12 protein-coding genes are annotated in these 17,294 nt (G+C 66.1%); 6 read left to right on the top strand and 6 right to left on the bottom strand.

The window, feature by feature from the left end:
* Positions 1–13: 13 nt before the first annotated feature.
* A complete protein-coding gene (locus AB3147_RS04420; RefSeq protein WP_175185955.1) occupies positions 14–517 on the top strand; it encodes a hypothetical protein in 504 nt (167 codons plus the stop codon).
* An 11-nt stretch (positions 518–528) separates the two neighbouring features.
* On the opposite strand, the gene AB3147_RS04415 is transcribed toward AB3147_RS04420, so the two are convergent.
* Genes AB3147_RS04415 through AB3147_RS04390 form a run of 6 tightly spaced genes read right to left on the bottom strand, consistent with a single transcriptional unit; the run spans position 529 to position 9,418 of the window.
* Entirely contained in the window at positions 529–2,835 is a 2,307-nt protein-coding gene (locus AB3147_RS04415) for a DUF2235 domain-containing protein (RefSeq protein ID WP_367351459.1), read from the bottom strand.
* On the bottom strand, positions 2,825–3,607 hold the full coding sequence (locus AB3147_RS04410) for a hypothetical protein (protein WP_367351458.1): 783 nt from the start codon (positions 3,605–3,607) through the stop codon (positions 2,825–2,827). The genes AB3147_RS04415 and AB3147_RS04410 overlap by 11 nt, the downstream gene beginning before the upstream one ends.
* Positions 3,608–4,420: a hypothetical protein gene (locus tag AB3147_RS04405; RefSeq protein ID WP_367351457.1), complete on the bottom strand. Its 813-nt coding sequence runs from the start codon at positions 4,418–4,420 to the stop codon at positions 3,608–3,610.
* Positions 4,413–5,393: a DUF4123 domain-containing protein gene (locus AB3147_RS04400; protein ID WP_367351456.1), complete on the bottom strand. Its 981-nt coding sequence runs from the start codon at positions 5,391–5,393 to the stop codon at positions 4,413–4,415. The genes AB3147_RS04405 and AB3147_RS04400 overlap by 8 nt, the downstream gene beginning before the upstream one ends.
* The gene (locus tag AB3147_RS04395; RefSeq protein ID WP_367351455.1) at positions 5,390–8,263 is read right to left on the bottom strand and encodes a type VI secretion system Vgr family protein; all 2,874 of its coding nucleotides are present in this window, start codon (positions 8,261–8,263) and stop codon (positions 5,390–5,392) included. Before AB3147_RS04395 ends, AB3147_RS04400 begins: the two co-directional genes overlap by 4 nt.
* A gap of 57 nt (positions 8,264–8,320) precedes the next feature.
* Positions 8,321–9,418: a hypothetical protein gene (locus tag AB3147_RS04390; protein WP_367351454.1), complete on the bottom strand. Its 1,098-nt coding sequence runs from the start codon at positions 9,416–9,418 to the stop codon at positions 8,321–8,323.
* A 45-nt stretch (positions 9,419–9,463) separates the two neighbouring features.
* Between AB3147_RS04390 and AB3147_RS04385 the strand changes: the two genes are divergently transcribed.
* From AB3147_RS04385 to AB3147_RS04365, 5 genes are all read left to right on the top strand, one after another.
* Positions 9,464–10,318: a M15 family metallopeptidase gene (locus AB3147_RS04385; protein WP_105237410.1), complete on the top strand. Its 855-nt coding sequence runs from the start codon at positions 9,464–9,466 to the stop codon at positions 10,316–10,318.
* Positions 10,315–11,676, top strand: a complete 1,362-nt coding sequence (locus AB3147_RS04380) for a hypothetical protein (protein WP_367351453.1) — start codon at positions 10,315–10,317, stop codon at positions 11,674–11,676. The genes AB3147_RS04385 and AB3147_RS04380 overlap by 4 nt, the downstream gene beginning before the upstream one ends.
* 63 nt (positions 11,677–11,739) lie before the next feature.
* The gene (gene tssM / locus AB3147_RS04375) at positions 11,740–15,504 is read left to right on the top strand and encodes a type VI secretion system membrane subunit TssM (protein ID WP_255596227.1); all 3,765 of its coding nucleotides are present in this window, start codon (positions 11,740–11,742) and stop codon (positions 15,502–15,504) included.
* A complete protein-coding gene (tagF, locus tag AB3147_RS04370) occupies positions 15,501–16,484 on the top strand; it encodes a type VI secretion system-associated protein TagF (RefSeq protein WP_218345002.1) in 984 nt (327 codons plus the stop codon). Before tssM ends, tagF begins: the two co-directional genes overlap by 4 nt.
* Before the next feature lie 3 nt (positions 16,485–16,487).
* The gene (locus tag AB3147_RS04365; protein ID WP_175125528.1) at positions 16,488–17,282 is read left to right on the top strand and encodes an OmpA family protein; all 795 of its coding nucleotides are present in this window, start codon (positions 16,488–16,490) and stop codon (positions 17,280–17,282) included.
* The last annotated feature ends 12 nt before the right edge of the window (positions 17,283–17,294 follow it).

Genomic DNA, 17,294 nt, shown 5'->3' with positions numbered 1-17,294 from the left:
ACACGACATCGACATGCCCATCATGACTACCGACTGGATCGAGCCCGCCTCCTTTGCCACGGTGCCCACGCACTCGCAGCAGGAGCACGCCTGCATGCCGCCGCTGCAAGGCTACGACGCGCAGATGCGCATCGCCGCGCCCTCGCGCGTGAAGATCCGCGACGGCAACACCCTGACGATTCCCATCTGCGCGCGCGGCATCCTGCCCGTGATCGACAATCCGCAGCTGCCCCGCTTCGTGGCGAAGGATACGCAAACCGGCAAGGTCTACCGCGGCGTCGCGTTCAACTACGTGCGTCCCAAGCTGCCCAACGTCTCGGTGGACCCGCGGGAAGGCGGACCGCGCCCCCCGAAGATGGCCCTGCCGCCGGGCATGACCGTGGAAACGCGCTTCACCACCGACATGGCCGGCGTGCTGCACCTGCCGGCCACACCGGCCACGTATGAGGTCTACATCGAGGCCGAGGACGTGAAGTCGAACACGGTGACGATCGAGGTCGAAGACGGCAAGAAGTGAACGGCCCCCGTTCAGGGCCGCGCAGGCGTCATCTGCCGGATGTTCTGCTCGTTGCGCGCGGCCATCGCCTCCACCTTTTCAGCGTTCTGCATATCCTTGGCGCGCTGATCCATCTCGGCCTTCGCATCGGTCTTGCCGAACACATCCTTGTCGCGCACTCGGAAATACATCCGGGTGCTGGCCAGCAGATGGTCAGGCCAGCTGCTCAGCATCGCGTCATGCACCAGCCAGTCGAACAGCGTCATGACCTTGGGCGGCAACTGCGTCTTGCCGTCGCGCGCATCGCGCCAGGCGGTCAGCAGACGCTGCTGCATCGCGCGATCGGCCTTCATGTCGGCAAACGGGTCCGGCAGCGACTGAACATAATCGGCGTCGCCCGGCTTTTTGCCGAGGCGCATGTTTTCCATGGCGATCGTATCCTGCTCCCACCGTTCCATGGTGCGAAGCTGCTCGGGGTAGTTGCGTTCCATGTCCTGCCGCCGCTGCTCCGTCGCCGCATCCTGGCGCTCGGCTTCTTCCAAGCCCTTGTACTCTTCTTCCAGGCGTTCCCACAGCGGCAGGAAGCGCTGCGGCGGCGCTTCGCCGCGGCTGGCATTGGCGCGCTCGCGGCGCTCGTTGGCAAGTGCTTCCAGTTCCCGCGCACGCGCCGTGGTCTCGGGCTTGGCAAGCTCCTCGCGCGAAAGCATGCTCAAACGCCTGCGCTCTTCTGCGAGCTCCTGCTCCGGCGTGAAGAAATCCCGGTCCTTGATCCACGCTTCCGCGGGGTCCGACATCCCGGCGCGAAACACGGGGTCCTGATAACGCACTGCCAGCCAGCGCAGGAAAACTTCCATGTGCGGCGCGAAATCGCAGCCGGGTTCGTATTTGACGATCTCCCGGTAGGCGTCGACCAGTTCCTGGACGTGATAGGTCTGGCCTTCGTCTTCGATCGAGCCGGCCAGGCTCAGCATCCGATAGAGCACCGGATCCCGGGACGCCAGGCTTTCCATGCTGTACAACGCCGCGCCGTTAGCGAGAGCCAGGTTCATCATCTCGCGCAAAGGAACCCGCGATAGCGACGCGCGCGTGCCCAGCGAGCCCTCGGGGGCCACGCCCGTCACATCCCCGCTCGACCCCGGATAGAGGTACTGCAGGCCACGCGTCTTTTCCAGGGAATCCAGCCGCTGATTGCGGCGCAGTTCATGCGCCGCGGCAAAATGCACGGCCTTCTCGACGGCTGCGGGTATGGTCAGCGTGCGGTCCTTGTGCGTCTGTTTGATCAGGTCCGTGAACGGAATGACCTCAAGGAACCAGTTTTCTTCCATGATGGAAGCGACACTGTCGAACAGCCCGAGGAATCGGATGACGATCTTCGCGTCCGGCGCACCGTCTTTTCCTACGATGGCCAGGTCCGTGTCATGGCGGCGCTTGTACTTCTTGACGATATCGTTGACGAATTGCTTGGCAATGACCCCGCCGCGATCCGCGCCAAACACGCAGATCTCGATACGCACGACTTTTTCGGTACCCGCGTTGGCCTTCTGATAGGCTTCCTCGAACTGACGCCTGGCCGCGTCCAGGCGCGTGTCGACACCGGTTCCCATCAGTTCGGCGACGGCGGCATTGTCCCGAACGACCGGCACGCCTTCCAGCAACGTGGCTTTCGCAGCGTTCTTTCCTGCGGTCCAGGCAACCTTAAATGGGTTTTTCTTGAAATCCGACCAGAAGCCGCGAACGGTGGCCTTTGCGCGATTGCGGATTCGCTCTGGGTCCAGGGCATTCCAGATTCTTACCGTCTTCTCAGGAAGCGACTGGACGTCTTTGACGACGTCCTTGTAGGCCTTCACCATGGGGTGGAAGGACCCATCCCTGATGGATTGCTTGACAGCCGACTTTGCGCGCCCCGCGGCATCCACATCGGGCACTTCATCAAGACGCGTGATGTTCTTTGCCGCGTCCTGCGCGCTGGAGATCGCCTTGTCGGCCACTTTCCCGCCTGCAATCGTCAGCGCGCGAACCACGACGTCAGCCTTTGCGCTCTCGTTAAGCTCGACGCCAAGGCCGGAATAGTAGAACGGAAACCAGTGCTGCTTGTTCGGCCTGCTCTCATCGTCTTCGCTGAAGTGGGCCATCCAAAGCCGGCTCACGTTCGACAGGAACGTCGGATTCGCCTCATCGATATCCTTGTTCCGCCCGAAGCCATCGAAGAAGAATCCCATACGCAACGTGAGACCGCATTCGGTGCAGGAATCCTTGGGGTAGGCAGCCTCATTGGCCGCCATGGCCTTCAGAACTGAAGCGGGAGTCCTGTCGACGTCAGGAATCTGATCACTGGACATTCTTCTCTCCAGGAGGCGTGCCGGACGCCTTGATCTGCGCAATCTTTTCGCCCGGCAGGGAAAACACGGCGCGGCCGAAGTCACCCGGCTTGCGATTTGGATCTTTCAGGAGTTTTTCGATCTCGGCATGCTTGTCGAAATCCGAGGCCACGACGAAGTAGAGATACATGTAGCCGCGCATGTCCTCGGGGTCTTCAATGCGATACCTCGTCCAGGCCTGCCTGGTGACCTTCGCAAGAACATGCTTCAACTGGGTCGCGCTTTCGTATCCGGCCAAATCGGCGCCGTACTTCCCGTACAACCAACGCGTGGTTTCCACGATCGGAATCCTGACTTGTCCCGTCAGATTGCGACTCAGCGCGAGCTCCATGTGCTCGTCAGGATAGATGTGCAATTCCAGATAAAGCGTGCCGTCGCCATCGGGCACCTTGGTGGCGGGAAAATGCACCTGTGTTTCCTTCTTGAACATCAGATCGTCGAACTTGTCGTCCAACAGATGTTTGCGAAGCAACTCAGGGTCTCCTCCGCGCCACTTCACCGTAAAGTCGGTCCCTTTGAACGTGTAGCAGCAGGAAACCCGCCCCTCGCCGCCACCCGGCACCAACGTACTGGAACTGACCACATTGCCCGACTTGTCACTGAGCCGAACCGGCTCCAGATTCCAGGGCGTGTAGTTGTACGCGATGAAGCTGACGCCCTGGTACACGGGTTCGCCATTGCACCCCGCCAACAGGCCCAGCCAAAGCAATACCCCAATCAAACCCTTACGCATTCAGTGCTCCCGAGTTGTTCCGCCATACCCACTTCCGACATTCTTATCTCCACGTGGTGCCCCCCCCGCCTTCAACTGCGCGATCTTCTCTGCCGGCAAAGACATCACCGCGTCGCCAAATGCGCCAGGCTTTCGCGCCGCGTCCTTCAAGAGGGCCGCAATCTGCGCGTCCTTGTCGACGTTCGAGGCCACGATGAAATGGAGATACATGTACGCGCGCAAGTCCTGCGCGTCTTCAAGCCGATAATTTATCCACGCCTGTCTGGTGACCCTGGCGACGTCGTTGGCCAGATAATCTGCGCTCTCGTACCCCACAAGCTCGTCCCGGTATTTCCCATACAACCAGCGAGCGGTATCGACGATTGGAATTCTGACTTGCCCGCGCAACTTGCGGCTCAAGGCAAGTTCCATGTGTTCATCCGGATAGATGTGCAACTCCAGAATCAGCGTTCCATCCCCTTCGGGCACTTTCGTGGCGGGGAAGTGCACCATCGTTTCCTTCTTGAAGAGCACATCGTCGAACTTGTCATCAAACAGGTGTTTGCGAAGCAGGTCGGGATCGCCTCCGCTCCATTTCACGTTGAATTCCGTACCGGAAAACGTATAGCAGCAAGACACACTTCCCTCGCCGCCGCCTGATGGGAGCGTGCTGGAACTTGCCGCGCGACCCGATGCATCGCTGATGCGCACGGGCTCCAGGTTCCACGGTGTGTAGTTATACGTAATGAAGCTCACCCCTTGATAAGTGGGCTCTGCGTTGCAGCCAGTCAACAGGCCAAGCCAAAGCAGCATGCCGGCAAGTGCTTTACGCATCGCCGCGATCCCTCCCCGCCCGATGCACCGCATCCCACACCGCATCCGGCACCGCTTCCAGCGCTTTCGCCAGCCCGCCCTCTGCGCCAGGCCGATAGGCGCGCAGCCCATCGGCGATCAAGGGGTGCTCATCGAAGCGCGGCGAGATCGCCACGCCCCAGGCAACGTAGTCGAATGTGTCCTTATCCCCCGCCACGCCGTGCGCGCGGGCACGTTCCAACTGCTTCTGCACGCGGGGCACCAGCGTGTCCTGATCGGGATTGCCGGGCAGCATGTCTGGATAAAGCCGGCGCAACTGCACCGCCAGTTTGTCGGGGTAGTCCAGGTCGAACAGCATCTGGTGCTGTTCAGGCGAGAATCTTTCGATACCTTCCGGCCGTGCGGCGGGCAGCCTGCCCGCGCCAGGCAATTCAGCCAGCGTGCCATCGCGCAGCGCGTAGCGCAGCGTGACGAACGGCCCGGCGAATCGCGCGCGCTGCTCTGGCGTCCAGACCTGCAACACGCGCGCGAGGATGCGGCTGTCGTACCAATGCAGGAAGAACTCGCTGGCGTCGGGCAAGGCGTAGTCGCAGAACGGCCCGAAGTGCGCGATCAGCTTCTCCAGCGGCACGGCCGACGCGAAGCTCATCATCGCGTAGCGGCCGCCGGAACGTTCATGCAGGGCTTCCAGCACGCGCACCAGCACGGTGCTGAAGTCCCCATGGCGCGGCCCGCGCAGTACGCCTTGCGACGCGCCGTCCACTTCGATCAGCAGCGGCGCCACGTCGCCGTAGATGTCCAATCCGGTCTGCGCCCACACCGACCCGAAACTCAGGTCTTCGGTGGCCGTCAGCCGCGCCAGCAGGTCCGGATGGCCGCGGAAGTCGACGATCACATAGGCGCGCGCGGCCTCGCCATACGGGCCGCGGTGATGGGGCAATTCGGCGAACGTGGACAGCAGCGCGTCCTGCCAGGAATATTGCATCGCCGTCATGCCTTGTCGGTGATGGACTGCACGCTTTCCTGAGCGTCAAGAATGCAGGTCTTGCAGACGGTGAATTGCGGGAACGGATACGGCATCTGCGTCGGGCCGGCGAACTGCTTGTTGCCAGTCTTGACGTCGATGCGCCCCGGCGCCGTCACGGTGATGTTGCCGCCTTCGATCACGATGCTGGCGCCCGCCGCATTGGCGATGCGGATGCGCTGCGGCGACGCGTACTCGATGCCCGCGTTGGCGCTGACCATGCGCAGGTCCTGTTGCGCCTGCACCGTCAGCGTGTCGTGCTGAGAAATGACATCGACCTCGCCGGTGCCCGCGATCAGGTCCAGGCCGGATTCCGCGCCGCCTGTCTGCACGCCGGCCACGATGCCCAGCGCCTGGCCGGTATGCACACGCAGCGAACCGATGACGGCCAGGTTGTGGTCCTGTCCCGACGACCAATGCACGAGTTCGCCGGCCGCCACCTGGACGTTGCGCCCCGCCGCCTGCGTCAGCCCCGCGCGCCCCGCCATCAGCACCAGCGGATCGGTCAGGTGCGGCACCTTGCCGTCGACGACTTCGGTGTGCTTGGCCGACGCGTCGCCGGCCGCGCCGCCCACGGCCTCGCCCGCGACGGTGCCCGACACCGCGTGCGTCATGGCGGCCAGCGGCGCGCGTTCGCCGTCCAGCCGGCTCGCGCCCGCCGAGGCCGTGCCGCGCGCCGAGGCCAGCCGCACGCCCTGATGGGCGCCGATCACGCCGTCGAACGACTGCGCCATGATGTCAGCCTGCCCGGCCAGCGCCAGCGGCCCCGCCGAGTCGCCTGCGGGCTCGCTGCCGGCGGCGGTGTAGGTGGTCAGCAGCACGCCGCTCCCGCCGCGCACCGCGCCAAACGCGTCGGTACGCAGTTCCGCGCCCACGCCGCGCACGTTGCCGCGATAGTTACCGCTTTGGTGGATCAGATGGCCAAGATTCAATTCGCTGGCCGCCAGCGAGGATTTGATCTGCATGCGCAACTGGCCATCGCTGTCATCGAACACGATCTGGTTGTAGCCGTCGCCGCCGAATTCCTTGCTCTTGAAGCCGCTCAACGCGGCTGCGTTGCGGTGCTGGTTGTCGCCGCCCGCCGCGCCGTGCCACGCCGGCGCGTTGCCGCTGGCCAGGTTGGCTTGCGCGCTGGGCTTGCCGTCGATGGCCGCCGCGTACACCTCGGTGTTCATCGGCTCGCCCGCCTTGCCGCCGGGCGTGGACGGAATGCCGCCCTCGCCGCGCCCGTTGTAGAGCGCGCCCACGACCAGAGGCTGATCGATGTCTTCGTCCAGGAATCGCACCAGCACTTCCTGCCCGATGCGCGGCACGAAGCTCATGCCCATGCCCGCGCCTGCCTGGCGCTGCGCCACGCGTGCCCATCGGCTTTTCGCCAGGCCCTCGCCGTCGGTTTGCCAATGGAAGCGCACACGCACGTCGCCGCGCGCGTTGCGATGGATTTCGTCTTCACCGCTGGCCTCGGTCGCGCCGTCGGCGCTGGTGACAATGGCCGTATGGACGCCGACGGCGGACGGCGCCCCCGCCAGCCTGGCGCCGCGCGCCGCAGCGGGCAAGGCGCGCCACGGCCGGTCGCAGCGCACCGCGCAGAACCGGTTGGCGTAGCCGACCTCGTGCGCGCGCGCCATCACGGCCGCCTCGGGGCGCCCCACGCCGATATCGGCATCGCCGTGCACCGCATGGCCGTCGTCCTCGGCCTCGTCTTCAAAGCACAGGAAATCGTCCAGGGCACCCAGCCTGTCCGCCAGGCTGGCGTCGTTCTGTCCAGGAAGATTGTTCACCCCCGCGTGCTCCACGCGATCCAGTGCGAAGTTCGGCTCAAACCCGGCCTCGCCAGAAGGCCCCAGCGGCGACATCTGCTGCAACGTGAAACGCGTGCCCGAGCGGAAGGTGCGCACCGTGCCGCGGCCGACAAAGGTCTCTGCGCTGGCCTGCGCGGCCTGCATCAGCAGATTCGCTTGAAATTGGGCGTGCGCCTGGTTCAGCAACCCGCCGTGTCCCAGCGGCTCGAACCATTCCAGCGCCCGTTCGTCCCCGGCGTCATCGGCGGGACCGGCCAAGGCCTGCCCGGTGATGGCGTGCTTGCCGCTTTCATGCCAGGCCAGCACCGTCACTTTCTCCACGGTGCGGCGCATGCGGCGCGCGATGGCCTGCACGCCGTCGCGCGATTCGCTCGCATGAGCGCGCTGGAACCGCACGCCCGCACCCGCCGACTCCGCGTCTTCGGCCAGACTGCGGCTGTCGGCGAAGATCAGCACCGCGTGGCGCGACGGTGCGCTGTCGTCTTCGACCGTGGTCCAACCCAGGCCGGCTTCCGCGAGCAGGCGCGACAGAAAGGCGTAATCGGTTTCACGGTACTGCGTGGTGTAGGGCCGCGCCGGCAGGCCGGCCAGGTGATCTTCCACATCGGAAGCCACCTTGTAGGTGTAGCCCTCGTAGCTGTCCAGCACATGGCGCACGATGTCCAGCACCGGCTGGTTCTCGTAGATGCGGCTGTCGCGCCGCTGCGTGGCAAGCCACAGCCAGGGTGCGAGCGTCAGGCGATACCGGGCCATGCCCGCATTGCCGCCCAGCATCTCGGCGGCGCGCACCACGCCGCTGCGGCCGGCCTCGGTGCCGTCGGCGCGCGTGGTCCACAGCGTGGCGGGCCGCGACACCATGTCGTTCAGATCCAGCGCGGCATCTTCGGCCAGGGCCACCACGCGCATTTCGCTCAGCGTGGACAGGCCTTCGCGCGCGACCCAGCCTTCGACCTGCAGGGACGACATCGCGCCCTCGCCATAAAGCCGGAAAAGACGGGACTCGGCGCTGAAACTGCCGTTGCTAGCGTTGACAGCCATGGAAGAAAAACCTCATGGGAACGTGGGCGGCGCCGGCATCGTCGAGCCGGCAAGAATTCAAGGTTCGATATTGGCCTGCGGGGTCGGGCATTCCGGTGCGGTACCCCATTGACCCGCGCATACGCGCAGGCGGCATTGTTCGCCTGCGATGAAGCTCAAACGGCGGCATTCCTTCAACCGCTCGGATAACGGCGAACCCGGCATCTCGCGGATGAACACGCCGTCGGACTTGTAGACACGCGTGCCGGGCGGTGATGCAGGCGGCAACCCGTAGTCCATCAGCGCCGACAACAGCGCGGCATCCTTATCGGCGGTCTTGGCGCTTTTGCGCGGAGCGGCGGGCGCGGACTTCTCCGCGCGTGGCGCAGCAGCGCCCGACGCACCGTCGCGTTGCGCTAGCCGCTCCGCGGCCTGCCGCGTGGGACCCGGCGCCGCCGCGGTTGCGAGCGAAGACGTGGCGGCGGGCGCCGATGATGGCGTCATCGCCAGCATGGACAAGGGATTGGCCGGCTCGCCAAGCGGTTCCGGCTCGCCGCGGCCCAGGTCTGCGTCGCGCGCAGGCGGCGACTCATCAATGATCGTGGCGACGTCGGGTGTTTTTTCCAAAGTGCCGAGCGGGTTGCTGCCCGAATCCGGCGACGGCGACAGTGCGGCTTGCTGCGGGGTTGCTGGCGCGGGCACCGGCGCGTTTACAGACGCGTTCGCAAGCGCAGGCGCGGCGGCAGGCGCCTGCGCCGGTGCCCGCGCCATCATCGGCGCAGCGTCGTCCTCATGTGTCACCCAGACGATACCGCCCGCCAACAACAACAGCACCAGTAACAGCGTGGTCCAGCGCCGCGCGCGCGAACGTCGCGGCGTTGCCATGTGTTTGACCTCGGCTTCCGGCGCGCGTCCTTCCAATGCGGCCAGGATTCGCGGCGAGTCGGCCTCGCCACGCGCGGCAGTCGAGGTCATCAGCAGACTCGGCGCGGTCATCGTAGGGCGAGCTTGTTCTTTCTCTTCTGCCATGCGGGTTCCCGTGTCAGCAGGAGGCGTGTGCAGCCCCCCTGTAACCAAGCCCGCCGAGAATACCTGATCGCCCCCTTTCAGACACCGATTCTTGTTACGATTTCTAAGCCTCCGACGCGGTTTGCAACGCCGGATCGCTTGCCTCATGCGCGGATAAAACAAAAGATTACGCCTTCACATGAGGGACCTGCCTTGTTGCTGCTTCTGCCCCTGTATTTCTTGCTGGCGGTGGGCGTCTCCGCTCTCCTGTTTTTTCCCGCACTGCGCCAAGGCGCCGTGCGGGGGATGCGCGCCTGCGTAGCGGGCGTGGCACGGGGCGCGACGCGTGGCGCGAACCAGGCCGGCGGCGCCGTGGGCGGCACGGCCGGCGCGATAAGAAAAGGGTTCGGCGCCTCGTTCGAGTGGGTCGGAAGGTATCGGTGGCAGGTCGCGATCGGGCTGACAGTTGTATTGCTTCCGTCACTGTTTGCTTTCTTGATGCGACACAATCACACATTCGTTTACAGCGCCTCAACCAGCGGTCCGGACCGCCGAATCCAGGCATTGCTCGAGGGCGAAAGACTGGTTCCGCCCGCCGCCCTGCCCCCTGAAGCATTCACCACCCGCGAAGTCGAACAGGTGCGTCCGAAGCTGGGCGGCGCAAGCCGCAACTGGGATCTGCTGGATGCCGATTTCCGCCAGCGGCTGTTGCTGGCCTATCGCATCATGCGCGAACAGCACGGCTATGAAATGACCCTGATCGAGGGCTACCGCAGTCCCGAGCGGCAGGATGAACTGGCAGGCATGGGGTCGCACGTGACGAACGCCGGCGCCTTCCAGAGCTATCACCAGTTCGGTCTGGCCGCGGACAGCGCGTTCTATCGCGACGGCAAGATCGTGATTTCGGAAAAAGACCCCTGGGCCATGCGCGGCTATGAGCTGTTCGGCGAGACAGCCGAGCTCGTCGGCCTGACCTGGGGCGGACGCTGGAAGATGATGGACTTCGGCCACGTGGAGCTGCGCCGCCCCGGCGTCATGCAACGCGCACGGGAGGCCGCGAAACAATGATTCGCGTGCTGAAGAAAGGCGGGCTTGTCCTGGCCCTGTTCGCCGTGGTGTGGCTGGCCGTCATCATCTGGTGGCAGGAGTCGCGCACGCTGCCCACCGGCGTCGACATCGGGCTGTACCTGTTTGCGTTGCCGCTGGTCATCCTGGCCGCGATCTGGATCGGGGCGCGCATGGTGCGTGCTGCCCGCGCGCCCAAGGCGGCGCCCGCACAGGCGCAGACGGAAGCGCAATCCGACGCGCCGGCCCGGCCCGCTGCGCTACGGCTGATCGCGGCCGCCGCGCGCGCCGCGCCAGGCGAGAATGTCGCGGCGATCGCCGAAGCGCTGGCCGAGCAGAAGCGGCCCGAACTCGATGCGGAACTGAAGACGCCGCAGGGCTATCCGATTTTCGCCGCGCGCGTGGCCGGCATGGACGACATGGCGCTGTATGCCGCCGCGCGGGACCGGGGCGCGCCCGCTGACGCCTTGGCCGCCGCCACGTTGCGTGTGACGGCCATGCTGGCCGATGTCGCACAGGTGCTGACGCATGAGGCGCACGCGCGCGCAACCGAGTTGGACGTTCCCGCGCGCGAAGCGGACTGGCCCCGCCTGCACCTCGACGTGGTCGTGCCGGCGGCGTGGTCCGAAGCGGCGCGCCACCGCGCGCTCGCGGCAGTGCGGTCGGCTGCGGGGGCCTGGCCCGATGCGCGCATCCACACCACCGAACATCCCGCACGCGACGGCATGGCCACCGACCACCTGCTGCGCCAGATTGCCGCCGAGTCAGCTAGTGCCCGCGCCGAACCGCAATGGCGCATCGTGCTGGCCGGGGATGGTTATATCGACGCCGAGCAGGTCGCCCATTGGGACGGCCTGGCCACGTTGCTGACGCACGCCAATCCGCAGGGCCGTGTCCCGGGCGAAGCCGCCGCCGGCCTGCTGCTGGCGCCGCCCGATGCGCAGGCCGAATTCCACGTCACGCTGTCGCCGATGCTGCAACGGCAGAAATCAGCCGACGCGCGCGGCGCCCTGGCCGAAGCGCCGCTGGCGGACCTGGCGCGCGACCTGCTGCAAGCCGCCGCCGTGGAGCCCGGGGCCGTCGGCCACATCGTCAGCGATGGTGATCACCGCGGCGCCCGTCCGCTTGAGCCGCTGAACGTGGCATCGCAGGTGTTCGACCATCTGGATGCCGCAAAGGACTGCCAGGCCGTCGGCATGACTTGCGGCCACACGGGCGCGGCGGCGTCGCTGCTGACGCTGGCCGTGGCCTGCGAAACGTGCCTGCAATTCGACCAGCCCGTGCTGACCCTTACCCTGCAAGACCCCGCATTGCGCGCCGCCGCGCTGGTCTCACGACCGGCCGCCAGCGCCACCGCCTGACCCAAAACAAAAGCGAAAACCATGCGTAGCCCATCAGGATTGCTTTCTCGATTTTCCAGCGCCATGAGCGACGTGCGCTATTGGAGTGGACGCGTATTCGCCAACCCACGCACCTTCATGCTCATCGGCCTGATCGCGCTGATCGTCTTCCTGTTCCTGTTCGCCGACACGATGCAGATCGCCATGACCTGGGCCGGCGCGGCGCTGGGCGTGCTGCTGCTTCTGTGGCTCTGCGTCTATCTCTGGCGCCGGCGCCGCACGCGGCGGGCCAACCAGCAGTTGGGCGACATGCTGGAACAGCAGGTGCAGACGGGCGCGGCCGCCAGCCCTGCCGCCAACCGCAGCGAAATCGAGGCGCTGCGCACCCGGCTGACGCAGGCGGTCCGCACCATCAAGACCTCCAAGATCGGCCAGACCTCCGGCAACGAGGCGCTGTACGAACTGCCCTGGTACATCGTCATCGGCAACCCCGCGGCGGGCAAGAGCAGCGCCGTCATCAATTCGGGACTGCAGTTTCCGTTTGCCGACAAGAACGGCGCCGCCGTGCGCGGCGTGGGCGGCACCCGCAACTGCGACTGGTTCTTCACCACCGAAGGCATCCTGCTGGACACCGCCGGCCGCTACTCGGTGCACGAAGAAGACCGCAACGAGTGGATGAGCTTTCTGGACCTGCTCAAGCGCCATCGCCCCAAGGCGCCGATCAACGGCATCATCGTGGCGGCAAGCATCAGCGAGCTGACGGACGCGGGCCCCGAATTTGCCATCAACCTGGCCAAGAACCTGCGCCAGCGCGTGCAGGAACTGACCGACCGGCTGGAAGTGTTTGCGCCGGTCTATGTGATCTTCACGAAGGCTGACCTGATCGCGGGCTTTTCCGAATTCTTCGCCGATGCCGACGCGCGCGAGCGCGACCGCGTCTGGGGCGCGACGCTGCCGTACGGCGCGGACGAAAGCCGCGACGTGCTGACGCTGTTCGACGAGCGCTTCGATGAGCTGTATGAAGGCCTGAAGGAAATGGGCACGGCCCAGATCTCGCTGCGCCGCAATGCGGCCCTGCCGCCGGGGCTATTGACCTTCCCGCTGGAATTCGCGGGCATCAAGCCGGCGCTGCGCACCTTCCTGTCCACGCTGTTCGAGACGAACCCGTTCCAGTACAAGCCGGTGTTCCGCGGCTTCTACTTCACCAGCGCATTGCAGGAAGGCGCGTCGCGCAGCACCTCCACCGACAAGCTCGCGGCGCGCTTCGGCTTGCGGCCGGCCTCGCGCGAAGCGGCGCGCAGCGTGACGTCGCACAACGGATTCTTCCTGCGCGACCTGTTCTCCAACGTCATCTTTGCCGACAAGAAACTGGTGCGCCAGCACGCCAGCCCCAACAAGGTCCGCATGCGCTACCTGACCTTCTTCGGCCTGGTGCTGGCGCTGGGATTGGTGCTGGGCGGCTGGAGCTGGTCGTATCTGGGCAACCGGCAACTGGCGAGCAATGTGCAGGCGGATCTGGACAAGGTGGTGCGCCTGCAAAGCGAACGCACCGATCTGCAGAGCCGCCTGGAAGCCATGGAGATCCTGCAGGATCGCATCGAGCAGCTGGACCGCTATTCAACAAGCCGGCCGCTGTCGCTGGGGCTGGGTCTGTACCAGGGCGACGTGCTCAAGCAGCGCCTGCTGGCCGAGTACTACAACGGTCTGCGCCAGTTCATGCTGGTGCCGGTCAAGGCCAGCCTGGAAGACTATCTGGGCCGCGTGGACGTGTCGCAGGCGGCCGCGGGCGGCGCGCCGCGTACGGCGCCGCCGCAGGCTCAGCCGGTGAGCGCCAATGCCGGCAACACGCTGTTCCAGGACGCCTCGCCCACCAACGTCGACGACGCCTACAACGCGCTCAAGACGTACCTGATGATGGCGAACCGCGAACACGTGGATCCCACGCATCTGTCCGACCAGATCACCCGATTCTGGCGCGGATGGCTGGAAACCAACCGGGGCGCGATGCCGCGCGACCAGTTGATCCGCAGCGCTGAGCGCCTGATCTCGTTCTACGTGGCGCGAGCCGCCGATGCGGACTGGCCGCAGATTGAAACCAATCTGGCCATGGTGGAACGCACGCGCGGCAACCTGCGCAGCGTGATGCAGGGCATGCCGGCGCGCGAGCGCGCCTATGCCACGCTGAAGGCGCGCGCCGCCACGCGCTTCCCCGCGATGACCGTCGCCCGCATCATGGGCGAGGCCGATGCCGCGGTCGTGGCGGGCAGCTACGCCGTGCCGGGCACGTTCACGCGCGAGGCCTGGGAGCAATACATCGAGCCGGCCATCGGCGAAGCCGCGCGCCGCGAGGTGCAGACCAGCGACTGGGTGCTGGGCGTGAACGCGCGCGACGATCTCACGCTGGAAGGCAGCCCCGAGCAGATCCAGAAGAGCCTGGCCACGATGTACAAGACCGAGTACGCGCAGGAATGGCAGAAGATGCTGCGCGGGGTCACCATCAAGCCCTTCACCAGCTTCGATCAGGCGGTGCAAGGCATGAACCGCCTGGGCGATCCGCAGAACTCGCCGCTGGTCAAGCTCATCAACACCACGTACGAACAGACCTCGTGGGACAACCCGTCGCTGATCAACACCGGCATCACGCAGGCGCAGACGGGCGTCGTCGCCTGGTTCAAGCGCGTGATCCTGCGCCAGGGCCAGCCCAAGCCGGCCGAGGCGGCGCCCGGCGGCGAACAGATCCCGATGGGCCCGGTGGGCCGCGAATTCTCCGACGTGGCGCGCCTGGTGGTCCAACGCGACAACCAGTCGCTGCTGGGCAATTACATGAACGCCCTGTCCAAGATCCGGACGCGCTTCAACCTGATCAACAACCAGGGCGATCCCGGCCCGGGCGCCCTGCTGCTGATGCGCCAGACGCTGGAAGGCAAGGACTCCGAACTGGCGGACGCGCTCAAGCTGGTGGACGAGCAGATGCTTGCCGGTCTGACGCCGGCACAGCGCGAGACGCTGCGCCCGCTGCTGGTGCGGCCGCTGATCCAGGGCTACGCCGTTGCCATGCAGCCCGCGCAGACCGAGCTGAACAAGGTCTGGAACGCGCAGGTCTATCAGGGCTTCACGCAGAACCTGGCCGACAAGTATCCGTTCTCGACCAAGGCCGGCATCGAGGCCAGCAGCGAAGAGATCGCGCAGGTCTTCGGTCCGCAGGGCAGCATCGCCAAGTACGTCAATGAGACCTTGGGCCCGCTCACCGTGCGCCGCGGCGACATCCTCACGGCCCGCACGTGGGGCGACATGGGCATCGACCTGCAGCCGTCGTTCACCGCGAACTTCGCGCAATGGGTGGCGCCGCTGTCGGGCGGCGCGGCCGGATCAGGCGCGGCCAGCCAGCCGCAGACGCTGTTCCAGATCCAGCCCAAGCCCGCGGGCGGCGTCACCGAGTACACGATCGAGATCGATGGCCAGCAACTGCGCTACCGCAACACGCCGCCGCAATGGGTCAACTTCGTGTGGCCCAACGCGCAGGGCGCGCCCGGCGCGCGCATCACCGCCACCGCCTTTGACGGCACGGTGGTCGAGATCGTGAACGAGCCCGGCCGCTTCGGCCTGGAACGCCTGATCTCGGGCGCCCAGCGCAAGCCCAACCAGGACGGCAGCTTCGAGATGAGCTGGACCAAGTCCAACATCACCGTGCCAGTCCGCCTGCGCATCATCAGCAATACCCAGGCGGCCAGCGCAGGCGGCGCCGAGCCCGGCAGCCAGGGCCTGCGCAACCTGCGTCTGCCCGCCACGGTCGCGGGCTCCTCCCCTCAACCTTCCGTCGCCTCGACGGCTGCCGGAGTGCAGCAATGAGCAATCCGCAGTCCCCCATTTTCCGCACGGCCTACTTCGGCAAGATTCCGTCGCGTGGCGACTTCGTCAAGAACACGTCGCACCCGCAGCTGATGGCGACGCTGGACGCCTGGGTCGCCAACACCATGGAGATCCTGGCGCAGGATCCGCACTGGAAGACGCTGTACGACGAGGCGCAGCCGGTGCCCTTCGCGGTGCTGGGTTCGCGCGGCAAGCTGGCCATCGCGGGCCATCTGCAGCCCAGCCGCGACCTGTCCGGACGGCGCTTCCCGTTCATCAGCGCGACCTCGGTCGAGGTATCGCGCCCGCTGGACTTCATTGCGCGCAGTCCGCTGGCCTTCAGCCGGATGTGGAACCGCATGGGGGCTGCCGCGTCGCAGCTCATGCAGGAAGGCGACCCCGCCGATGCGTTGCAGACCCTGAACGGCCTGGAAGGCGAAATCCGCACCGCAGCCGACGACGGCTTTGACGCATTCATCGACCTGCAGACGCTCGAGCGTGTGGAAGCGATGCTGCGCAGCAACGGCCACGCCGCCAACATGCACGACATCGTGCTGGCGCTGGGCATCCTGCTCACGCCGGTCATGTCCAGCGGCTCGTCGCAGCTGGACACCGGACTGGCGCTGCCGCTGCCCGACGACCCGCTCTACATCAATCTGGTGGCAACGTACTGGATGACGCTGATCGCGCCCTTCCTGAACCGCGCCGACTTCGAGATCGCCATGTTCATCGGCCATATCGCGGGCAAGCACCGGCTGGTGGTGGGGTTTCGCGGCGCGTCACCGCAGACGCTGGCCACCCTGCTGTCGACGCCGCAGACGCTGTCGCAGCACTACATCATGCTGGACGCCGCCCCCTGGGTGCGCGACCACGTCAGCGCCAGCCACGGCCTGGCCAAGCTGTCGAGCTATCTGGATCAACAGCGGCTGTCCCTGCGCCAGGCGCTGGAGACCTACCGCGAAGTCTTCATCGGAGCCTAGGACATGCGCACACTCACTCTGGTCCTGGCCGCGGCCTGCTCCTGGGCGGCGCATGCCCAGGACGCGGCGACGGTCGTTCCCGCCAACGTCATCCCCCAACCCGGCCAGGTGGTCGCCAGCGGCGCGGTGCCTGACGAAGCCACCAAGGCCGACGTGCTGCAACGGCTGCAAAAGGTGTATGGCGTGGGCAATGTGATCGACCGCATCGACGTAGGCGGCGTCGTCGCCCCGCCGAACTGGTCGCAACACGTGGGCAAGCTGCTGGACAGTCCGCTCAAGCAGATCAACCGCGGACAGCTGGAAATCGACGGCACGCAGATCCGGCTCCGCGGCGAGGTGGACAACGAAGCCTCGCGCCAGCAGATCGCCAGCACCTTCGCCACCTCGCTCAATCCCACCTACAAGATCGTCAACGGCCTGCGCGTGTCGGCGGACAAGGACGAGCAGGACGTGCTGGACAACCTGCTCAGCAATCGCGTGGTGGAGTTCGAGACGGGCAGCACGCGCCTGACCGCACGCGGCCGAGAGCTGCTGGACCGGGTGGCCGATGCCGTGCCGAAGCTGCGTGCCGACAAGATCCAGATCATCGGTCACACCGACAGTTCAGGCAGCCGCAGCACCAACCTGGCGCTCAGCCAGGCGCGCGCGGACGCGGTGCGGGACTATCTGGTCGATAAGGGTTTGCCGGCATCGCGCTTTGAGGCGATGGGCGCCGGCCCGGATCAGCCGGTGGCCACGAACGCCACGCCCGAAGGCCGCGCCAAGAACCGCCGTATTGAGTTCCGCGCGGCGCGCTGAGGCCGCGCGCCG

Source organism: Achromobacter animicus (assembly GCF_040775605.1).
GTDB lineage: Bacteria > Pseudomonadota > Gammaproteobacteria > Burkholderiales > Burkholderiaceae_B > Achromobacter > Achromobacter animicus.
Note: the sequence above shows the minus strand (reverse complement) of the source record. Positions and strands in the feature narration are given on the sequence as shown.

Bases quoted from the DNA above. Each gene is read 5' to 3' on its own strand.
- AB3147_RS04395 (WP_367351455.1), bottom strand. From the start codon at position 8,263: ATGGCTGTCAACGCTAGCAACGGCAGTTTCAGCGCCGAGTCCCGTCTT.
- AB3147_RS04405 (WP_367351457.1), bottom strand. From the start codon at position 4,420: ATGCGTAAAGCACTTGCCGGCATGCTGCTTTGGCTTGGCCTGTTGACT.
- tssM (WP_255596227.1), top strand. From the start codon at position 11,740: ATGAGCGACGTGCGCTATTGGAGTGGACGCGTATTCGCCAACCCACGC.
- AB3147_RS04390 (WP_367351454.1), bottom strand. From the start codon at position 9,418: ATGAGGCAAGCGATCCGGCGTTGCAAACCGCGTCGGAGGCTTAGAAAT.
- AB3147_RS04380 (WP_367351453.1), top strand. From the start codon at position 10,315: ATGATTCGCGTGCTGAAGAAAGGCGGGCTTGTCCTGGCCCTGTTCGCC.
- AB3147_RS04420 (WP_175185955.1), top strand. From the start codon at position 14: ATGCCCATCATGACTACCGACTGGATCGAGCCCGCCTCCTTTGCCACG.
- AB3147_RS04415 (WP_367351459.1), bottom strand. From the start codon at position 2,835: ATGTCCAGTGATCAGATTCCTGACGTCGACAGGACTCCCGCTTCAGTT.
- tagF (WP_218345002.1), top strand. From the start codon at position 15,501: ATGAGCAATCCGCAGTCCCCCATTTTCCGCACGGCCTACTTCGGCAAG.
- AB3147_RS04400 (WP_367351456.1), bottom strand. From the start codon at position 5,393: ATGACGGCGATGCAATATTCCTGGCAGGACGCGCTGCTGTCCACGTTC.
- AB3147_RS04410 (WP_367351458.1), bottom strand. From the start codon at position 3,607: ATGCGTAAGGGTTTGATTGGGGTATTGCTTTGGCTGGGCCTGTTGGCG.
- AB3147_RS04365 (WP_175125528.1), top strand. From the start codon at position 16,488: ATGCGCACACTCACTCTGGTCCTGGCCGCGGCCTGCTCCTGGGCGGCG.